The following is an 18,896-nucleotide window of genomic DNA, read 5'->3' as shown; positions in this document are numbered from 1 at the left end:
GGACGGGGCGCCCCGCTCTAGAAGGAAAGTGACTTGTCAGCAGGCGGCCGCATGAGCGGCGCGGAATTGGCCAGGCGTGGCCCCGAAGAAGCGCAGGAACATGCGGCCGAAATGGCTCTGATCACTGAAGCCGGTGGCGTAGGCGACGTCCGCGATCGCCTCGCCCTGCCTGAGCAGCTGGCGGGCTTCGTTCAGCCTGAGATTGACCTTGTAGGCATGGGGGGTCAGGCCGAAGCTCCTGGCGAAAGCACGGATGAAGCCTTCGCGGCTGAACCCCAGCGCCTGCGCGGCATCGGCAATCTGGTCGTGCCGGGCCACTGCTTGGGACAGCCGGCCGGTGCCGTTCGGCAGCTGAGCCGGCGCGGCATCGAAGATCACGGCATCAGGCGCCGCAGCCAGGTGCTCGGTGAGGAGACCGGCGGCCTCGACCGGCGACAGGTCAACGAGATCGGGCCGCTCCAGGACCACATAGCCGAATTGGTTGAGCCACCCGGCGGTCTCGGCCGACAGCGTGGAACCCGCTATGTAGAATTCGGTCGACCGTATATCGCCGCGCATGGATGGCAGGGCGTGGTGCGCTCGCCAGGGCGGTACGACCAGCACCTGGCCCGGGCGCAGCCGCAGCCTCCGATCGCCGATGCGGTACTCACGTTCGCCACGCCAGACGATGGAGGCCTGCACCTCCGCGTGATAATGCGGCTCGAGGCCATGGGGGCGGAGACCGATCCAGTCTGCGCCCTCGAGCAGCCGGCCATCGCCTGTATAGTCGTAGCGGATATTGCCCATTCCGTTGTCGCGCTCTCAATCAGGCCGTCACGATGCCTCACCCAGAGGCCCGCGTCCATGGCGAGAATGCGGGATGGCCCGCTCACTGCCATAACCTTTGCGTTATGGGTTTGCGGTCTACATGTCATTAGACTTCTGGCCCGGCCCGGGCGATGCTGCTGTGCAAAAGCCGACAAGGCTGGGGAAGAGGTCCTGCATGATTCTGTTCGAGCGCAGCGAGTTCCTGGCGCGCATTGCGCGCGCAAAAGCGGAGATGACCAAGCGCGGTATCGACCTGCTGCTGGTGGCATCGCCCGCCAACCAATTCTGGCTCACCGGCTATGACGGGTGGTCGTTCTATACGCCGCAAATGGTGGCGGTGAGCCTCAAACAGGAAGAGCCGGTGTGGATCGGCCGCAAGATGGACGCGGTGGGCGCGAAGTTCACCGCCTTCCTCGCGGAAGAGAACGTCGTTCCCTATCCCGATTACTATGTCGCCTCGACCGAGCGGCACCCGATCGAGTTCGTGGCCGAAGAGCTCAAGCGGCGCGGCTGGGACAAGGGCACGATCGGGGTGGAGACCGACGACTACTACTATACGGCCAAGTGGGACGCGATCCTGAAGCGCGACCTGCCCAATGCGCGCTTCGTGGATGCGTTCCTGCTGGTCAATTGGTGCCGGATGGTGAAGTCGGAGCGCGAGCTCGAGTTCATGCGCCAGGCCGGCAAGATCGCCGCTGCCGCCCAGCAGGCCGCCTATGACAAGGCCGAGCCGGGTGTGCGCCAGTGCGACGTGATGGCCGAGGTCTACCGGGTCACCACCGCCGGCCTGCCGGAGTTCGGCGGCACGTTTCCCTGCAAGCCGCCAAACGCCATGGTGGGCGAGTACTGCGCGGCGCCCCACCTTTCCTGGACGGACGCGCCGCTGGCCAAGGGCGAGATCTTCTATATCGAGCTGGGCGGCATCAGGCACCGCTATCACTCGCCCCTGTCGCGCTGCATCTATCTCGGCACGCCCACCCAGGAGATGCAGGAGGTGGCCAAGGTGATCGCCGAGGGCCTGCAGGCGGTGCTGGACAAGGTGAAGCCCGGCGTCGCGTGCGAGGAGCTTGCGGCCGCGTGGAAGGCGGTGACCGCGCGCCATGGCATCGAGAAGGACAGCCGCATCGGCTATCCCGTGGGCATCGGCTACCCGCCGACCTGGGGCGAACTCACCGCAAGCCTGCGGGCCGGCGACCGCACGGTGCTGGAGCAAAACATGACCTTCCATTGCATCCCGGCCATATGGATGGAAAACTATGGACTGGTGATCTCGGAGAGTTTCGCCGTCACCGAGAACGGAGCCGAGTGCTTTGCGGACTATCCCAGAGTGCTGACATACAAGGCGTGATGAGCCATGACCGCACCGGCGCTCCGCCGCGTGCTGCGCGGCGGCCATAACATCTACGGACACAGGATCGGCATATTGCTGATCGAAGGCCACTTTCCGCGGCCGCCGGGGGCTATCGGCAATGCCGCCAGCTTCCCGTTCCCCGTGCTTCACCACGTGGTGAAAGGCTTCTCCGGCAGCCGCACGGTTCGCGAGCTCGGGGCCATGGACCCGGACAGCGCGGAATTCCGCGAGGCGATCGGCCCCTGGCTCGATGGGGCGCGCAGCCTGGTGGCGCAAGGCTGCCGGGCGATCACCACCTCCTGCGGGTTTGCCGCGCTGTTCCAGAAACATCTCTGCGAGGCGGTGGATGTGCCGGTGTTCGCGTCGTCGCTGATGCTGGCGCCGATGATCTCCCGCATGCTGAAGCGTTCGCAGCGCCTGGGCATCGTCACGGCGGAAGCGGCAAGCCTCACCGACAATCACCTGCGTGCGGCGGGCATTACCGACCCGGTGGTGATCGTGGGGGTCGAGAACTGTCCGGAATTCGCGGCCACCGCCTGGGACGACCGGCCGTGGCTGGATTTCGAGCTGGCCGAGGCGGAGGTGGTCGTAGTGGCGCGGCACATGGTGGAGCGCAATCCCGAGGTGGGCGCCATCCTGCTGGAATGCTCGCTGCTGCCGCCCTACGCGGCGGCGGTGCAGGACGCGACCGGCCTCCCCGTGTTCGATTTCACCCATCTGGTGACGATGGTGCACGACGCCTGCGCCCGACGCCCCTTTTCCGGGCTGACCTGAGATGAAGCGGCAGATTCCAGGGCTCTACCCCGGCCTCGCGCTCGTGATCATGATCGCCGCCTGGTATGCGGCGGTCGAGATCTTCGACATTCCGCCCTATCTCCTGCCCCTGCCCGGCGCGGTCCTGCAACGGATCGTCGAGGATTTCTCCTTCCTGCTGCATCACAGCTGGATCACGACCTATGTCACCCTCGGCGGCTTCCTGCTTTCGGTGGCGATCGGCATTCCCCTGTCGATCATGCTGGTGGCCTGGCGCACGCTGGAGCAAGCGGTGATGCCGTGGCTGATCCTGAGCCAGACCTTCCCGAAGGTGGCGCTGGCGCCGCTCATCGTGGTGTGGTTCGGGCTGGGGCTGTTCCCCAAGCTGGTGGTGACCTTCCTGGTGGCGTTCTTTCCCATCGTGATTTCCACCACGGTGGGACTGCGCTCGGTGGAGCGGGAGGTGCTGGAGCTGGCCCAGGCGCTGCGGGCGAGCCGGCTGCAGACCTTCTGGTATTTCCGGCTGCCGCTGTCGCTGCCCAACATCTTTGCCGGCATGAAGGTCTCGGTGGCCTTCGCCGTGGTCGGCGCAGTCATCGCCGAATGGGTGGGGGCATCCGCGGGGCTCGGCTATCTGCTGCTCCAGGCGAATGCCAGCCTGGACACGACGCTGCTGTTCGCGGTGCTGGCGGCTCTGATGGTGATCGGCGTGGTGGTCTATTACGCGATCGAGCTGTTGGAGAAGGCGGTCATCCCCTGGCACAGCGTGGTGCGGCTGCATAGCGGCGCGGGGGCATCCTGAGATGCTGAGCCCGCAGCCGAGCCGAGACGCGAGCTTCGATCCGTCGCAATCCATCAGCCTGCGTGACGTGGGCAAGCGCTTCGAAACGCGGACCGGCACTATCGAGGCCCTGTCCGGCATCAGCCTCGACATCGCGCCCGGCGAGTTCGTGGCGGTGGTCGGCGCATCCGGCTGCGGCAAGTCCACCTTGCTGCGGCTGGTGGCGGGGCTGCTGCCCGCCACGTCCGGCGAGATCCTGGTGGGCGGCGAACCGGTGAAGGGACCCGGGCCCGGCACCGGAATCGCGTTCCAGACGCCGGTGCTGCTGCCGTGGCGCAGCGTGCGGCGGAACGTGGAGCTGCCGCTGGACATCCAGACCGGATCGGCCGAGCAGCGCGCCCATGTGGACGAGCTGCTCACCCTGGTGGGCCTCAGCGGGTTCGAGGACAAGAAGCCCTACGAGCTTTCAGGTGGCATGCAGCAGCGGGTAGCGCTTTGCCGGGCCCTGGTGACCTCGCCCTCGCTCTTGCTGATGGACGAGCCGTTCGGCGCGCTGGATGCGCTCACCCGCGAGCAGATGAACCTCGAGCTGCAGCGCATCTGGATGCAATCGCCCAAGACGGTGCTGCTGATCACCCACAGCATCACCGAGGCGGTGCTGCTGGCCGACCGGGTGGTGGTGATGACGCCACGACCGGGGCGGATACAGGAGATCGTGCCGGTTCCCCTGCCGCGGCCGCGCGACTTTTCGGTGATGCGCGATCCGGTGTTCTACCGTGCGTCCGAACGGGTGCGCAGCCTGATGAACGCGGCGAGCTTCGTGGAGTAGGTCATGCATGCAAATGAGCCCAAGGCATCGCTTCAGGCCCACCGGCCGATCGTGATGAGCGAGCGCGGCATGGTGGTGGCGGGCCACCCGCGGGCGGCGGAGGCCGGCGCGGCCATGTTGCGGGCCGGCGGGAATGCCATGGATGCCGCTGTCGCAGCGGCGGCAACTCTGGCGGTGGCCATCCCGTTCATGAACGGGCTCGGCGGCGACGCGATCGCCCTGTGGTTCGATGCCAAGGCGGGGGTGACCGCCATCAACGGCTCGGGCAAGACCGCCAAGGCGGCCACGGCCGAGGCCATGCGGGCGCGCGGGCTTTCCGCCCTGCCGCGGCGCGGACCCTTGGGCGTGTCGGTGCCGGGCGTGGTGGCCGCCTGGGCGGAATCGCTCGAACGGTTCGGCACCAGGTCGCTGGCCGAGGTGCTGGCGCCGGCGATTGCGCTTGCCGAAGACGGCGTGCCGCTGGACAGGACAGGTGCCGGCTTCTTCAACGGTCCGGATTACGCGGAGCTGGCGGCCGCCTTTCCCAACCTGGTGACCCTCTATGGCCGGCCGGGAACGGCCGAGCTCGGCGCCCGGCTGAAGCAGCCCGCGGTGGCGGAAATGCTGCGGTGCATCGCCCAGCACGGCTGGCGCGCCTTCTATGAAGGCCCGCTCGCCAATGCCTGGCTGGCGGAAGCGCGGGCACAAGGCGTGCTTCTCGATGCATCGGACCTTGCAGAGCACGAGACCCTGTTCGATGCGCCGCTTGCGATCGACTGGCGCGGCCGCCGGGTGCATGTGGCGCCGCCCAATTCGCAAGGTATCGCGCTCTTGGCCATGCTCGGCCTTGCGGAGCTGGAGGACGACCAGCCGAGCGGGGACGAGGATCCGCTGCTTGATCCCGCGGCCCACCTTGCGCGCAAATGCACCGCCTTCCGCATCCGCGATGCCTATTGCGCCGACCCGCGGCGCGTGACCCTGCCGCCGGACGTGCTGAAGCCGCGATTCCTGACCGCGCTGCGCAAGAGCGCGCTGGAGCCGGTGGCGATCTCGGGCGGCGGCGACACCTCCACCCTGGTGGCGGTGGACAGCGCGGGGAATGCCGTCTCCTGGGTGCAGTCGCTGTTCGAGGCGTTCGGATCGTGCATTGCCTGCGTGCAGCACGGCATGGTGCTGCACAACCGCGCCATATTGGAGCGGCTGGACGATGATCCGGTGCGCGGCCTGAAGGGTGGCTATCGGCCGTTCCATACATTGAGCCCGGCGCTGGTCACCGGCCCCTACGGGCTGGAGCTGGCGATCGCGACGCCGGGCGACCACGGCCAGCCGCAGTCGCTGTTGCAGGTGATGCGGCGGCACTTCGAGCAGGGGCTCGACATTCAGTCCGCAGTCGAATGGCCGCGCATCCGCCACGACCAGGGCAAGGTGGTGCTGCTGGAGGCCCGCTGCCCCGAGGCGTGGACCCCGCTGCTGGAGAATGCGGGCTGGACCGTGCAGCGGGTGGATGGCTGGTCGCGGCTGATGGGCGGTGTCAATGCCATAAGGCGCATGGCTGACGGGCTGCTCATGGGGGGTGCCGATCCGCGCCGGGAGTGCTATGCCGTGGCGGTGTAAGCCGAAGGACCAATATGGACCAAGCCACCAGCCGCCTGCCCGGCCGAAGCGCCGCTGACTGGCGCGTCACCGCGAATGTCAGCGCCGCCCATTTCATCAGCCATTTCTACCTGCTGGTGCTGCCGCCGCTGATGCCCTTCATCAACAGAGACCTGGGCATCGGCTATACGGAGCTCGCGCTGCTGGTTTCGGTGCTCAACCTGGTCACCACCGTTCTGCAGACGCCGGCGGGCGTGCTGGCCGACCGGATGGACCGGGTGAAGCTGCTGATCGGCGCCCTTATCTTGGGCGCGACCGGATTCGCGCTGACGGCCCTGGTGCCGGTCTACGGGGTGTTCGTCCTGGCTTTTGCGGCAGCCGGCGCCGCGAATGCCATCTACCACCCGGCGGATTATGCCATTCTTTCGGAAAGGGTCTCGCCGCGGCGGGTCAGCACGGCCTTTTCCATACACACCTTTTCAGGCTTCATCGGCTCGGCCGCGGCGCCGGCCAGCCTGGCCTTCATCGCCTATGGCTATGGCTGGCAGGCGGCCATGTGGGTGTCCGCAGCGCTTGGCTATGCGGTCGCCCTGCTCCTGCTGGTGCAGCAGCGCTGGCTGAAGTCGCCTGCTTCCCATCCCGGCGTGGCGAGCCAGCCGGCCGGCGGGCGGGACAAGGGGGAGCAGAAATCGTCCCTTGCCCTGCTGGCCTCGCCGGAGATCCTGCGCAATACCCTGATCTGGGTGCTGCTGGCGCTGGCCGGAACGGGCGTGCAAACCTATGGCGCGCTGACATGGCACGCGCTGCACGATCTGAGCCTGGATTTTGTCAATCTCGCCCTCTCCGCCTACCTCCTGGCTATGGCGGTGGGCATTCTCCTCGGCGGCATGATCGCGGGGCGCACCCCTCGCCATAACCTGGTCGCGGCGCTCGGACTGATCGGTGCCGGGGTGTTGCTGCTGGCCGGCGGCGTGGTTCCGCTTGGGCCGATCATGGTGCTGGGTTTGGCCGCAGCGGCCGGCCTGCTCAACGGCGTGGTGCTGCCCTCGCGCGATCTCATCGTGCGGTCGGTGACCGCGCCGGGCACCTATGGACGCGCCTTCGCCATCGTCAGCACCGGGCTCAGCATCGGCGGCATCATCGCCCCGCTGGTGTTCGGCCTGCTCTACGACCATGGGCAGTTCGCGGCCATCTTCCTGAGCATCGGCGCGGTTTATCTGCTCGGCGCGGCTCTGGTGCTGATGCCGGCCCGGCGCGCCGGGGCGTGATCAAGGCCGTTTGACTAAACTTGCGGCCATGACACTCTGGCGCGGCACGGTTTCCGGCAGGAGCACCCAGCCCATGCGCCTTCCCAACCTTCGCCAGCTGCACATGTTCCGCATTCTGATGCAGACGCAGAACGTGACGGAGGCGGCCCGCCAGCTGAACGTGACGCAGCCGGCGGTGAGCAAGATGATCGCGAGCCTGGAGAGCAGCTTGGGCGTGCGCCTGTTCCGGCGAGTGCGCGGCCGGCTCTATCCAAGCGGAGACGCCTCGCGGCTGCTGATCGAGGTCGAGCGCCTGTTCGTGCAGCTGGAAGCGCTGAATGACGGGATGGACGGCCTGCGCTCGAGCCAGGCCGGGACGGTGGCCATCTCGGCCATTCCATCGCTGGCAAGCTCGGTGGTGGCCAGCTGCCTGGCCGATTTCGCGCGGGAAAGGCCTCATATCCGCACGCTGCTGATGTCGGAGAACTCGGCCAACATGATCAACCAGGTGGGGCTGCACCAGGTGGATCTCGGCTTCATGTACAACCATCCCGGCCCGGACAAATCACTCACCGCGGAGCTGGTGGCCGAGCTCGAAGTGGTGGGCGTGCTGCATAAAGACCATCCGCTGGCGGAGAATGCGGTGCTGACGCCCCAGCTTCTCGAAAGCCATCCCGTCATCCTCTGGGAGCAGAATACGCCGCCGAGCCAGCTCGTGCGCGAGGCCTTCCTGCGGGAGGGACTGGTGCCGAGGGACCGGTTCGAGACCAATACCTCGTCGGTGGCCAAGGCCATGGCCGCCAGGGGCATCGGCGTGGCGCTGATCGATCCCACCATCATGCTGGGCGATCCGGAGCAGGGACTGGTCATGCGGACGTTCCGTCCACGGATTCCGCTGCGCATCTTCTGTATACAGTCGATCTACCGGCCGGCGTCGCAGCTGGCGCATCGCTTCCTGGAGGAGTTCCGGCTCACCATGAACGGCTTCGCAGCCCAGCTGCAGCTCGATCATGATGAGATCTCATCGTGAAGCCATAACCTGGAACTCATGGATTCGGTAATCAAAGTCATTGGACGTCACAGTACCCAGATTCAATAATCGTTTCGCAGCCGCCATAGAACAGTTGCGTGCAGAACAAGAAATCGCATCGCGTGCCAGGCAGACAGAAGCGGCACAGGGCAGCTGCGGGACGGGGCTAGCCCCGAAGGTGATGAAAATCTCGAGGGTGAGCAATTGGGGAGCGGTGACCATGTTACGCAGACTGATGCGTCTCACATCCCTGGCCTGTCTGTTGGCCATGGTGGCTTCGGGCGCGGCCCGGGCAGACGAGAAAATCAGCTTCAGGCTTGACTGGACCATTTACGGCGTACACGCCCCGTTCTTTCTGGCGCTGGAGAAGGGCCTCTACAAGGACGAGGGGCTGGACGTCACCATCAGCGAGGGCCAGGGCTCTGCCACGGTGGTGCAGCAGCTGGCGCAAGGCCAGGACCAGCTGGCGCTCATCGACTTTTCCACCTTGCTGTTCAGCGTCGAGCAGGGACTGCCGGTCACGGCGGTCATGCGCATCGTCAGCGACATGCTGGGCGTGATCTCGCCGGCGGATGCGCCGATCAACCGGCCGAGGGAGCTGGAAGGCAAGATCATCGCCTATGCGCCATCGGAGTCGAGCGGCATCGCCTTCCCATCGCTCATGGCGGCCGATGGCGGCGACATCAAGAAGGTGAACATCCTGAGCCCGGCGACCGGCGCGAAGAACACGCTGCTGCTGCAGCGGCGGGCTGACGCGATTCCCGGCAATATCAACGTGCAGCCGGCGCAGATCGAAAAGCTCGGCATGAAGACCACCCATTTTCTGTATTCGGATTTTGGCGTGAGCCTCATGGCGCAGGGAATCGTGGCCAACAATGTCTTCCTGAAGGAGAAGCCGGAGGCGGTGCGCGGCTTCCTGCGGGCGACCATCAAGGCGCTGGAAATGGCCAAGGCCAACCCGGAGGAAGCGGTCGACGCGATCATCAAGCGCATGCCGCAGCAGGACCGCAACCGCGATGTGCTGCTGGTGCAGTGGCAGGCTTCCTTGCCCGGCCTCACCACCAAGAACACCAAGGACAAGCCCATGGGCGTGATGGTGGCGGAGGATTGGGCGGGCATGCAGGATGTGATGCAGAAGGGTGGCGCCCTTGACCCGAAGGTGAAGCCAGAGGCGATCTTCACCAATGACTACCTGCCGCAGCAATAGGCCGGCTGAAGCGTTGTCAGCATGAAGATCTGCATCATCGGCGCGGGCGCGATCGGCGTGTTCCTGGCCGCCCGGCTTGGGCGGCTCGGGCACGAGATCGCGGTGGTGGCGCGCGGCGAACGGGCAGCCGCCATTCGCGACAAGGGCATCGTGCTCTCCAGCGCCGATGGCCACCCGATCCATCAGCGGCCCGGTGTGGCCGAGCGCACGGAGGCGCTTGGGCTACAGGACTATGTGCTGGTGACGGTGAAGGGCTATTCGGTGCCGGAAACGGCCGAAATACTCGAGCTTTTGGTACGAGCCGGCACCCAGGTGGTGTTCGTGCAGAACGGGCTGCCCTGGTGGTATTTCGCCGGAGAGGGTTCGTCGGTCGGCGAAATGCTCGATCCGGGCGGGCGGCTGGCCGTCGCGGTGCCGCGGGATAACACCATCGGCTGCGTGACCTATGCCAATGTGCGCAATACCGGCCTTGGTGAAGCCCATCACGTGAGCGACAGCACCTTCATCCTGGGCCGGCCCGACGGCCGGCAGGACGCTGCGCTCAAGCGGCTTGCTGCCGCCATGGCCGATGCGGGTATTGATGCACGCGTCACGGCCGACATCCGCAAGGAGGTCTGGACCAAGCTGTGGGGCAACCTGGCGTTCAACCCGATCAGCGCCCTGACCGGTGCGGCGATGGACGAGATCATTCTCAGCCCCGAAACGCGGCCGCTGGTCATCGCCATGATGTCCGAGGCGCGGGCGGTGGCGGAGCAGACCGGCGTGCGCTTCGATATGACCGTCGAAGAGCGGCTGGCCAAGGCGGCGCTGGCGGGCGCGTTCCGCACCTCCATGCTGCAGGATCTAGAGGCTGGCCGGCGGCTGGAGATCGATGCCATTATCGGTGCGGTGGCGGCGCTCGCCCGCGATGTCGGGATGGCGACGCCGTCGATCGATGTCATTCTGGGTCTGATCAGGCAGAAGGCCAAGGTGCTCCGGCTCGCCTGACCGGCCGAAGGGGAGGAAAATGCCATGAGCGTAAGCCAGGACAGTGCGACGCGGTTCGGCCTGCAGAGCTTCATGGGCGCGCCCCTGTCGCGCGACCTGAGCCGTGCCAAGGTGGCCATTCTCGGCATCCCCTATGACAGCGGCACGCATCCGGCCCGGATCGGCTCGCGCTTCGGGCCTTCTGCCATTCGCGAGCAGTCGGCGCTGGTGCGCGCCTACGAGCTGCCGGATCAGGACTTCGACCCGATCGCCACGCTCGGCGCGGTGGATTACGGCAATGTGCAGGTGTTTCCGTCGTCAGTGCGGGAGTCGTTCGAGGCGATCGAGCAGATGGTGGGGGAGATCGTCGGCCACGGCGTCATCCCCGTGACCATGGGCGGCGACGGCGCCGTGACCCTGCCGCAGCTGCGGGCTCTGCACCGGCGCTATCCGGATCTGGTGGTGCTGCATATCGATGCGCACACGGACACCTATCCGGAGGACGGCATCGACCGCATTCGCTACAGCACGGCCACCACGTTCGCCCGCGCCGCCGAGGAAGGCTTGGTGCAGACAGCCCATTCCTTCCACGTGGGCACGCGCGGGCCGACCTATCTGCAGAATGCCTGGTCCCATGCCAGCGCGCTGGGCTACCGGGTCATTCCCGACCACCTCATGCGCAAGCGTGGCATGGAGGACGTGCTGGCCGAAATCCACGATACCCTCGCCGGACGGCCGGTCTATCTCTGCTTCGACATGGACATTTTCGACCCGAGCTGCGCGCCCGGCGTGTGCACGCCGACCTGGGGCGGCCTCACGGCTTACGAGGGCCTGTCACTCATCCGTGCGCTGAAGGGCCTCAAGATCGTCGCCTATGACGTCAATACGGTGAGCCCGCCGCACGACCCGACCGGCATGACCGCCTTCCTGGCGGCGTCGTGCATGCGCGAGTTCCTGTTTCATGCCGCCCAGGGCCAGGCGCACGCCCGCTGACGATAACCGCCAAGCTCCGGAACCTGAGCCGCGCACGGTCATTACCTCTCCGTAGCGACGGAGTTGGCCATGGGCAGAACGATCATCGGAACATTTCGGACGCGCGAGGACGCGGAGCTGGCGGTCGAGCACCTGGTGCAAGAGCACGGGATCAACCGGCGCGATGTCGCCGTGACCGCGGCCGACCGAGAGAACACCGCCGGGGAGGATTTCAACATCATCGAAGCCGAGCGGGGCGGCCCCGACCCGGACAAGGATCGCGCCACGGCGCTCAGAGGCTTGATCCGGATCGCGACCGAGCTCGATCAGGAGAAGCTTGTGGGGCCGGTCGAGCAGACATTCCGATCCTGCGGCGCCGTCGACATCCACCGCCAATAAGGCGTCTAGAACGCTTCCGCTCTTCTTCGAATCGCGGAAGCATTCTAGTTTTTTGCCTGGTCGCATTTTCTTCACGCGAACCGGTATCCACTTCGCTCGAAAATGCTCTAGTTTTTTGCCTGGTCGCATTTTCTTCACGCGAACCGGTATCCACTTCGCTCGAAAATGCTTTAGCGACGCAGCCGGGCGTCGCAATATAGCCGTTCAGCTCCCGACCGGCGGCAGCGGCACCGGTCCGTTGGCCTTCACGCTTTGCATGGCCACGCATGTGCGAAAGCTCTTCACGTTGCCGCCCTCGAAGAACAGGACGCGCGTGAGCTCGGTGTATTCCGCCATGTCCCTGACATTCATGATCAGGATGAAGTCGGTCTCGCCGGTGACATAATAGCACTGCTGGACCTGGGGGCAGCGCGCGAACCTGGCCTTCATCTCGTCGATCAGGTCGAGCCGTTCGCTCTCGGCGGCAATTTGGACGATGATGGTGAGCGGCCGGCCGACCGCAGCCTGGTCTATGACCGAAACGTCGCTCTTGATGATGCCGGTCTTGCGCAGCCGCTGCAGGCGCCTCGCGACGGCCGGGGCCGAGAGGCCGACACGCTCGGCGATTTCCCGCTGCGGCGTGAGATTGTCCAGCTGCATCAATCGCAGGATTTTCAGATCGAATTCATCGGGCGGGACGTCAGGCTGCCGCGGCATGGCGAACGGTTTTCTCCTTCGGCTGTCCAGTGTTGCAAGTTTAGTGCGGCCAAGGGGCAGAAAGAGCATACAAATAAAGCCATAACCGAAATAGTCTCTCGCCCAACAGCGAGGGAATGCATGGCTTTCGTTTCGAACGCACTGCCGCGGTTCAAGCAGACTCTGTCCGATGCGGAGAGAGCGTGGGTCGGCGAGGCGGCGCCCCAGAGAGTGCGCCCCTTTCTGGCGTTATGGGGTGAGGTGACCCCCACGCCGCTCGTTCCGCTGCCAGACATCGCGGCAGAGGCCGGTGTGGACAGCGTCCTCATCAAGGACGAAGGGCGGCGGCTTGGACTCGGAAGCTTCAAGGCTCTGGGTGGCGCCTATGCGGTGATGACCCTGGTCAGGCAGATGCTGCAGCAGCAGCTCGGGCGGGAGGTCGGTATTGCCGAGCTGCTCTCCCCTGCGGCGCGCGCCTTCGCGCGCACGGTGACCGTGTGCTGCGCGACCGACGGCAATCACGGGAAGTCGGTGGCCGCCGGGGCACGCCTCGTGGGCTGCAGATCGGTGATCTTCGTTCATGCCGGCGTGACGCAAGCGCGCGCCGACTCCATCGGCGCCGACGAGATCGTCCGCGTCGACGGGACGTATGATGACTCGGTCAACGAGGCTGAACGCGTCAGCCGCGAGCGCGGGTGGCTCCTGGTCTCCGACACGTCCTGGCCGGGCTATGAGGAGATCCCGGGGCTGGTCTGCCAAGGCTATACGGTGCTGGCCGAAGAAGTGCTCGAGCAGAGCGCCGACATGGGCTTTGGCCCGCCGACGCATGTTTTCCTGCAGGCGGGCGTCGGAGGTTTTGCCAGCGGCGTCGCCGGCTATCTCGCGGATCGGCTCGGACCCGGCCGCTGCAAAGCCGTCATCGTGGAGCCGGAGCGCGCCGCCTGCCTCTATCGCAGCGCGGGGCTTGGACGGCTCACGAGCATTCCGGCCACCGAGCCAACGGTGATGGCCATGCTCGAATGTTATACCCCTTCGCTGATTGCCTGGCGCATCCTCGAGAAGGTTGCCCACGGCTTCATGACAGTGAGCGAGGACCATGCGAAGGATGCGGTGCGGCGGTTGGCCTTTCGCAGCGATGGCGAGCCCATCGTTGCCGGCGAGAGCGGAGCGGCCGGCCTCGCTGGGTTTCTCGCTGCGGCCGCCGATCCCGCGTTGCGCGCTGCCCTCGTGCTCGGCCCCGACAGCCGTGTGCTGCTGATCAATACCGAGACGGCAAGCGATCCAGCGTCTTATGCTCGCATCGTTGGCCGGCCGCCGGAGGAGATCGCCGCGCGCCGCCGCTTCGCGGCCTCGTGACAAGGAATCATCGAACGGGCAGAGGAGCAGTCATGATTGCAGCCAGCCGGATGCCGAAGCGCGGATTCACACCTGCGGAGTTCGAGCAGCGCCTCGCCCGTGCCCAACAGATCATGCACCGGCATGAGCTCGATGCGCTCTTTGTGACGGCCCCTCCCAACATCCGCTATTTCACCGGTTTCGACTCACAATTCTGGGAAAGCCCGACCCGGCCGTGGTTCGTGGTGGTTCCGCGCGAGGGCAAGCCTATTGCGGTCATTCCGGAAATCGGCGCGCCGGAGATGGCATTGACCTGGGTGGACGACATTCGCACCTGGCCAGCCCCGGTGCCTGAGGATGACGGCCTTTCGCTCTTGCGATCGGCACTCGAAGGGCTGCCCAGACGGTTCGGCCGGGTCGGCGCCGAGCTGGGTCGCGAAATGTCGCTCAGAATGCCGGTTGTCGACTTCCTCCGCCTGCGCGACAGCATGCGCCTGGAGATCGCTGACGGCTCCCCGGCGCTCTGGGAAATCCGCATGGTCAAGACCGCGGCCGAGATCGAGCACATCCATTTCATCTGCACCATCGCCAGCGAGGCCTACGAGGCGCTGCCCAGCCAGCTCTCCATCGGCGAGAGCGAGCGGGAGGCCACGAGGAAGCTGCGCATCGACATCGCGCGCCGGGGGGCGGATTCGACCCCGTTCATGCCGGCCATATCGGGGCCCGGTGGCGTTCCGCAGATCGTCTGCGGCCCCCATGACCGCATACCGGAAGAAGGCGACATCCTGTTCATCGATACCGGCTCGACCTTCGACGGCTATTTCTGCGATTTCGACCGCAACTACGCGATCGGCAGGATTTCGAGCGAGGCGGCACGCGCTCACGAGGCCATGTGGCTGGCGACCGAGGCGGGTATCGGCGCGGCCGTTCCGGGCGCAACCACGGACGATGTCTGGCGCGCCATGGGCAAGATCATCGAGGAGGCTGGCCCCATCGGCAACAATGTGGGCCGCCTCGGCCATGGGCTCGGGCTTCAGCTCACCGAGCCACCCTCGCACCGCCCCGGCGACGGCACCGTGATCGTGGAGAACATGGTGCTGACCATCGAGCCGGGAATGGAATATGCGCCCGGCAAGATGATCGTGCACGAGGAGAACGTTGCCATAACCAAGGATGGCGCGCGGCTGCTGACCAAGCGGGCGCCGCGCGAAATGCCGGTCATCCGCTGAGGCCTGAACAGGCGCCGCGCAATTTGTGACTTGCCGCTTTGTCCTCGGCCGCGCAAACACCAGGTCGAGGAAACAGCATTCGCGGGTTTGCACGCAATGACCAGCTATCCCCAGAACACCGCAGCTATCATCGATCCGGTGAAGCTCGACCGGCTCGCCGAGGTGGCCATCAAGGTCGGACTGAGGTTGCAGCCGGGCCAGGACCTGCTGCTTACGGCACCGGTTGTGGCACTGCCTTTGGTGCGCCGCATCGCCAGGCACGCCTATGAGGCGGGCGCGGGGCTCGTCACCCCGATTCTGTCGGACGAGGAGATTACCCTCAGCCGGTTCCGCTTAGCCGGGGACGTAAGCTTCGACCGCGCGCCGGCTTGGCTCTATGAGGGCATGGCCAAGGCGTTTTCGGCAAACACAGCTCGGCTGGCCGTTGTCGGCGACAACCCGATGCTTCTCTCCGGCGAGGACCCGGCGAAGGTCTCGCGCGCCAACAAGGCCAACTCGGTCGCCTACCAGCCGGCCCTCGAAAAAATTGCCGGGTTCGACATCAACTGGAACATCGTGGCTTATCCCGGTGCGTCCTGGGCAAGGCAAGTTTTTCCGGACGATGAGGAGAGCGTGGCGGTGGCCAAGCTGGCGGACGCGATCTTCTCGGCGTCGCGGGTGGATGGGGAAGACCCGATCTCGGCATGGGCCGCCCACAACGCGGCGCTGCACCGCCGCACGGAATGGCTCAACGGGGAGCGCTTCCAGGCGCTTCACTTCACCGGGCCGGGTACAGACCTGACCGTCGGCCTGGCCGACGGGCATCAGTGGCAGGGCGGCGCCTCCACCGCGAACAACGGCATCGTCTGCAATCCGAATATTCCGACCGAGGAGGTGTTCACGACCCCACACGCGTTGAGGGTGGACGGGTATGTGGCGAGTACAAAGCCCCTCTCCTACCAGGGCACGCTGATCGACCAGATCGCGGTGCGGTTCGAAGCGGGCCGCATTGTCGAGGCCAGGGCGGCACGCGGCGAGGAGGTGCTGAACAAGGTGCTGGACACGGACGAAGGCGCACGCCGTCTCGGCGAGGTGGCCCTGGTGCCGCATTCCTCGCCGATCTCGAAGAGCGGCATCCTCTTCTTCAACACGCTGTTCGACGAGAACGCCTCGTGCCACGTGGCGCTCGGCCAGTGCTATTCCAAGTGTTTCGTCGGCGGCGACAAGCTGCAGCCGGGGGAGATTACCGCGCAGGGCGGCAACAAGAGCCTCATCCATATCGACTGGATGATCGGCTCGAACGCCATCGATATCGACGGTATTCGTGCCGACGGCAGCCGCGTGCCCGTGTTCCGGCAGGGCGAGTGGGCGTGACGTTTGCGGGCGCCCGGGCGATCCAGGCTTCGCGCTATCGCGAGATCTGCCGGGCGAGAACGCCCATGATGGTCATGATCACCCGCGCGCAATTGAGCGCACCGAGGCCATCTATGTCGCGCTCCGGCATGAACTCGACGAAGTTCACCGCTGCGATGCGGCCGCGCTCGCCGGCCCCTTTGATGAGCTCGACCATCTGGTAATAGCTGAGCCCGCCCGGGGAACGGCCGATGACGCTGGGCACGATGGCGGGATCCATGGCGTCGGCATCAATCGAGATGACGATGTCGGCACCCGCCGGGATCTGCGCAAGCGCTGCTTCAGGACCTTGCTGGTGAAGCTGATAGGCGGTGACGAAGTGCACGCCCCAGTCCAGCGCGTCTTGTACGTCCTGGGCCCGCGCCGAGCCGATGCCCCGCGCGCCGACCTGTATGATCCTTTCGATGTGCGGCATCTCCGACGCCCGCCGCATGGTCGACGACAGCCCGTGCCGCTCGCCCATATGTTCGTCGCGCCAGTCGATATGGGCATCGATCTGGAGGATGGTGTAGGTCTTGCCGTCGCCCAGCGCCTCCAAAACGGGAATGGGGATGGAGTCGTCCCCACCCAGCACGATCGGCACCGCGCCGCGTCGACGGATGGTGGAGATCGCATTGCGGATGATCTCGCGATTCCCCGCGGCATCCTTCTCATCGAACGGCAGGTTTCCGCAATCGACCGCCGCAACCGCACCGCTTGGAAACAACGGCCCGCCGCTGTCGAAGTCGTAATGCGACCGGTTTGCCGCAAGGGGCGCTGCCGCAGCCCGAAGCGCGTCGGGCCCATTTCGGCAATAGGCTCCGACCGCCGCATATGGGCTCGCGCAGGGCGCGCCGATGATCGCGATGGGCGCGCTCAGGGCGTTCAGATCGGCGCAGGCCTCGATGCCGAGGAACGTGTTCGCATCCTTCGATCCGAAAAGAGCATCAAGGCTGGGATTGTTGGGCATAGGGGCGGCCTTTGGCTGGAATTTTGGGGAACCAAGCGAAGAGTTAGAGCGGTTTCGCGGGTTCAGGGAAAAGCGAAAGCGCTCTAGACATCGAGAGCGATCCCGCGCCGGCTTGCGAGCTGCTCGACCATCGCCCATTCCTCGTCGCGCAGATTGATCCCGTTGGCGCGGTATTCCCGTTCGGTGTCGGCGGCGCCACCGCCGGGCAGGCGAACGGCGCTGAACCCCTGCGCCGGCCGCGACCGAATGAGGGTCTCGATCATCCGGTCGGCGGCCGCGGCAAAGGCGTCAGGGTCCTGGAAATGCTCGATGGAAATGGCGATGAAGGTCTGGGCGTAATAGGCCGCACGGCCGCTCGGATCCGCCGGGCGCTCCTCCTGCCAGTCACGCTCGCCACTCAGAAGCGCGGACAGAATGTCGACCAGCAGCAGCATGCCGAAGCCCTTCGGTCCGGCCGGAATGAGAGCGCCGGACATGCGGGATTCCCGGTCCATGACGTCGAGGATCACCCGGGCGGGGTCGTCCGTGTAGATCCCATTCTGGTCGACGACCCCCTTCTCGCCGAGGTGCTGGCCGTCGCGGGCGGTCAGCACGACCTTGCCCATGGAATAGGCGCTGGTCGCCATGTCGATCACGATCGGATCATGCTTGCCGGCCGGCACCGCGATTGCCAGGGGATTGGTGCAGAAATAGGCATCGCGGCCGCCCCACGGCGCGACAAGCAGCGGACCGGTGCTCATGGAAATGCCGATCATTCCGCGCTCCATCGCGCGAATGGCGTAGTTCGAGGCCATGCCGCAATCGCCGGAGCGACGGACGGTTGCCAAGCCGATGCCCGAGCTTGCGGCCTTGTCGATCGCCATGTCCATGGCGCGCACGCCGATGACATGGCCGACGCCCCCATGTCCATCGAGCAATACGGTGGCCGGCGATTCACGCTCGACCGTCAGGGGCTGGCCGAAGCGCATGACCTCGGCGCTGAACAGCTGGTCGAAATAGGGAAGCAGCCCAATACCCTGGGTGTGGTGGCCGCGAAGGTCCGCCCGCAACAGGCCCTCCGCAAAAATGGCCGCTTCCTCGGCACCGGCGCCATGGCCGCGCGCAAAGCTTTCATAAATGCCGCGCAGGCGATCTACCGTTATGCGCATAGCAGCTTCCCCTTTGGCATGGGTGGAGCGCAGGCCGCGTCGGCTCCCCGCCGCCCGTCCGTGTGAATACTACAGCATGGCCGAGGAGATCGATCGCGCAAAGCGAAACTGTCGGCCCGATTAGGAGCACGGTGGCCGAAGCAAGCCGCGGGCGCGGTGCGCAATCCCGCGGCGTCGTCGCGCTGCAATCATTCTCGCGGAAGATCGGAGCCGCCTCGCTCAGTGCACGAACCGGCACCTCGGCAGACCGGTAC

Annotated in this window: 18 protein-coding genes; 14 read left to right on the top strand and 4 right to left on the bottom strand. The window is 65.9% G+C overall.

The window, feature by feature from the left end; translation table 11 throughout:
• Positions 1–36: 36 nt before the first annotated feature.
• Positions 37–786 carry a helix-turn-helix domain-containing protein gene (locus E4P09_RS18770; protein WP_137391152.1) on the bottom strand — a complete coding sequence of 250 codons (750 nt, stop codon included), beginning with the start codon at positions 784–786 and terminating at the stop codon, positions 37–39.
• Between the two features lie 196 nt (positions 787–982).
• Here E4P09_RS18770 and E4P09_RS18765 point away from each other — a divergent pair, with 196 nt between their 5' ends.
• From E4P09_RS18765 to E4P09_RS18715, 11 genes are all read left to right on the top strand, one after another.
• Entirely contained in the window at positions 983–2,155 is a 1,173-nt protein-coding gene (locus tag E4P09_RS18765) for a M24 family metallopeptidase (protein WP_137391151.1), read from the top strand.
• 6 nt (positions 2,156–2,161) lie between these two features.
• Positions 2,162–2,932: an aspartate/glutamate racemase family protein gene (locus tag E4P09_RS18760; RefSeq protein ID WP_137391150.1), complete on the top strand. Its 771-nt coding sequence runs from the start codon at positions 2,162–2,164 to the stop codon at positions 2,930–2,932.
• A gap of 1 nt (position 2,933) precedes the next feature.
• Positions 2,934–3,713: an ABC transporter permease gene (locus tag E4P09_RS18755; RefSeq protein ID WP_137391149.1), complete on the top strand. Its 780-nt coding sequence runs from the start codon at positions 2,934–2,936 to the stop codon at positions 3,711–3,713.
• A 1-nt stretch (position 3,714) separates the two neighbouring features.
• Positions 3,715–4,521 carry an ABC transporter ATP-binding protein gene (locus E4P09_RS18750; RefSeq protein ID WP_137391148.1) on the top strand — a complete coding sequence of 269 codons (807 nt, stop codon included), beginning with the start codon at positions 3,715–3,717 and terminating at the stop codon, positions 4,519–4,521.
• A gap of 3 nt (positions 4,522–4,524) precedes the next feature.
• Positions 4,525–6,114, top strand: coding sequence for a gamma-glutamyltransferase family protein (locus E4P09_RS18745; RefSeq protein ID WP_137391147.1), 1,590 nt, complete (start codon positions 4,525–4,527; stop codon positions 6,112–6,114).
• A 14-nt stretch (positions 6,115–6,128) separates the two neighbouring features.
• On the top strand, positions 6,129–7,361 hold the full coding sequence (locus E4P09_RS18740; protein WP_137391146.1) for an MFS transporter: 1,233 nt from the start codon (positions 6,129–6,131) through the stop codon (positions 7,359–7,361).
• Between the two features lie 73 nt (positions 7,362–7,434).
• Entirely contained in the window at positions 7,435–8,370 is a 936-nt protein-coding gene (locus E4P09_RS18735; RefSeq protein WP_170984502.1) for a LysR substrate-binding domain-containing protein, read from the top strand.
• A 220-nt stretch (positions 8,371–8,590) separates the two neighbouring features.
• A complete protein-coding gene (locus tag E4P09_RS18730) occupies positions 8,591–9,577 on the top strand; it encodes an ABC transporter substrate-binding protein (RefSeq protein ID WP_170984501.1) in 987 nt (328 codons plus the stop codon).
• 21 nt (positions 9,578–9,598) lie between these two features.
• Positions 9,599–10,564: a ketopantoate reductase family protein gene (locus E4P09_RS18725; protein ID WP_137391143.1), complete on the top strand. Its 966-nt coding sequence runs from the start codon at positions 9,599–9,601 to the stop codon at positions 10,562–10,564.
• Between the two features lie 24 nt (positions 10,565–10,588).
• Positions 10,589–11,536, top strand: coding sequence for an arginase family protein (locus tag E4P09_RS18720; protein WP_205042180.1), 948 nt, complete (start codon positions 10,589–10,591; stop codon positions 11,534–11,536).
• A 69-nt stretch (positions 11,537–11,605) separates the two neighbouring features.
• Positions 11,606–11,914: a hypothetical protein gene (locus E4P09_RS18715; RefSeq protein ID WP_137391142.1), complete on the top strand. Its 309-nt coding sequence runs from the start codon at positions 11,606–11,608 to the stop codon at positions 11,912–11,914.
• A 204-nt stretch (positions 11,915–12,118) separates the two neighbouring features.
• Here E4P09_RS18715 and E4P09_RS18710 read toward each other — a convergent pair whose 3' ends face one another.
• On the bottom strand, positions 12,119–12,610 hold the full coding sequence (locus E4P09_RS18710; RefSeq protein ID WP_137391141.1) for an Lrp/AsnC family transcriptional regulator: 492 nt from the start codon (positions 12,608–12,610) through the stop codon (positions 12,119–12,121).
• Positions 12,611–12,730: 120 nt separating this feature from the next.
• Here E4P09_RS18710 and E4P09_RS18705 point away from each other — a divergent pair, with 120 nt between their 5' ends.
• From E4P09_RS18705 to E4P09_RS18695, 3 genes are all read left to right on the top strand, one after another.
• Positions 12,731–13,945 carry a diaminopropionate ammonia-lyase gene (locus tag E4P09_RS18705; RefSeq protein WP_137391140.1) on the top strand — a complete coding sequence of 405 codons (1,215 nt, stop codon included), beginning with the start codon at positions 12,731–12,733 and terminating at the stop codon, positions 13,943–13,945.
• A gap of 32 nt (positions 13,946–13,977) precedes the next feature.
• Positions 13,978–15,153 (top strand): M24 family metallopeptidase, encoded by a 1,176-nt coding sequence (locus tag E4P09_RS18700; protein ID WP_137391139.1) that lies wholly within the window; start codon positions 13,978–13,980, stop codon positions 15,151–15,153.
• Positions 15,154–15,249: 96 nt separating this feature from the next.
• Complete coding sequence (locus tag E4P09_RS18695; RefSeq protein WP_137391138.1) at positions 15,250–16,506, top strand: aminopeptidase; 1,257 nt, start codon at positions 15,250–15,252, stop codon at positions 16,504–16,506.
• Positions 16,507–16,540: 34 nt separating this feature from the next.
• Here E4P09_RS18695 and E4P09_RS18690 read toward each other — a convergent pair whose 3' ends face one another.
• A complete protein-coding gene (locus E4P09_RS18690; RefSeq protein ID WP_137391137.1) occupies positions 16,541–17,494 on the bottom strand; it encodes an arginase family protein in 954 nt (317 codons plus the stop codon).
• A gap of 83 nt (positions 17,495–17,577) precedes the next feature.
• Entirely contained in the window at positions 17,578–18,642 is a 1,065-nt protein-coding gene (locus tag E4P09_RS18685; protein ID WP_137391136.1) for an Ldh family oxidoreductase, read from the bottom strand.
• Positions 18,643–18,896 lie beyond the last annotated feature (254 nt).

The sequence above is a fragment of the Rhodoligotrophos defluvii genome (genome assembly GCF_005281615.1).
GTDB lineage: Bacteria > Pseudomonadota > Alphaproteobacteria > Rhizobiales > Im1 > Rhodoligotrophos > Rhodoligotrophos defluvii.
Note: the sequence above shows the minus strand (reverse complement) of the source record. Positions and strands in the feature narration are given on the sequence as shown.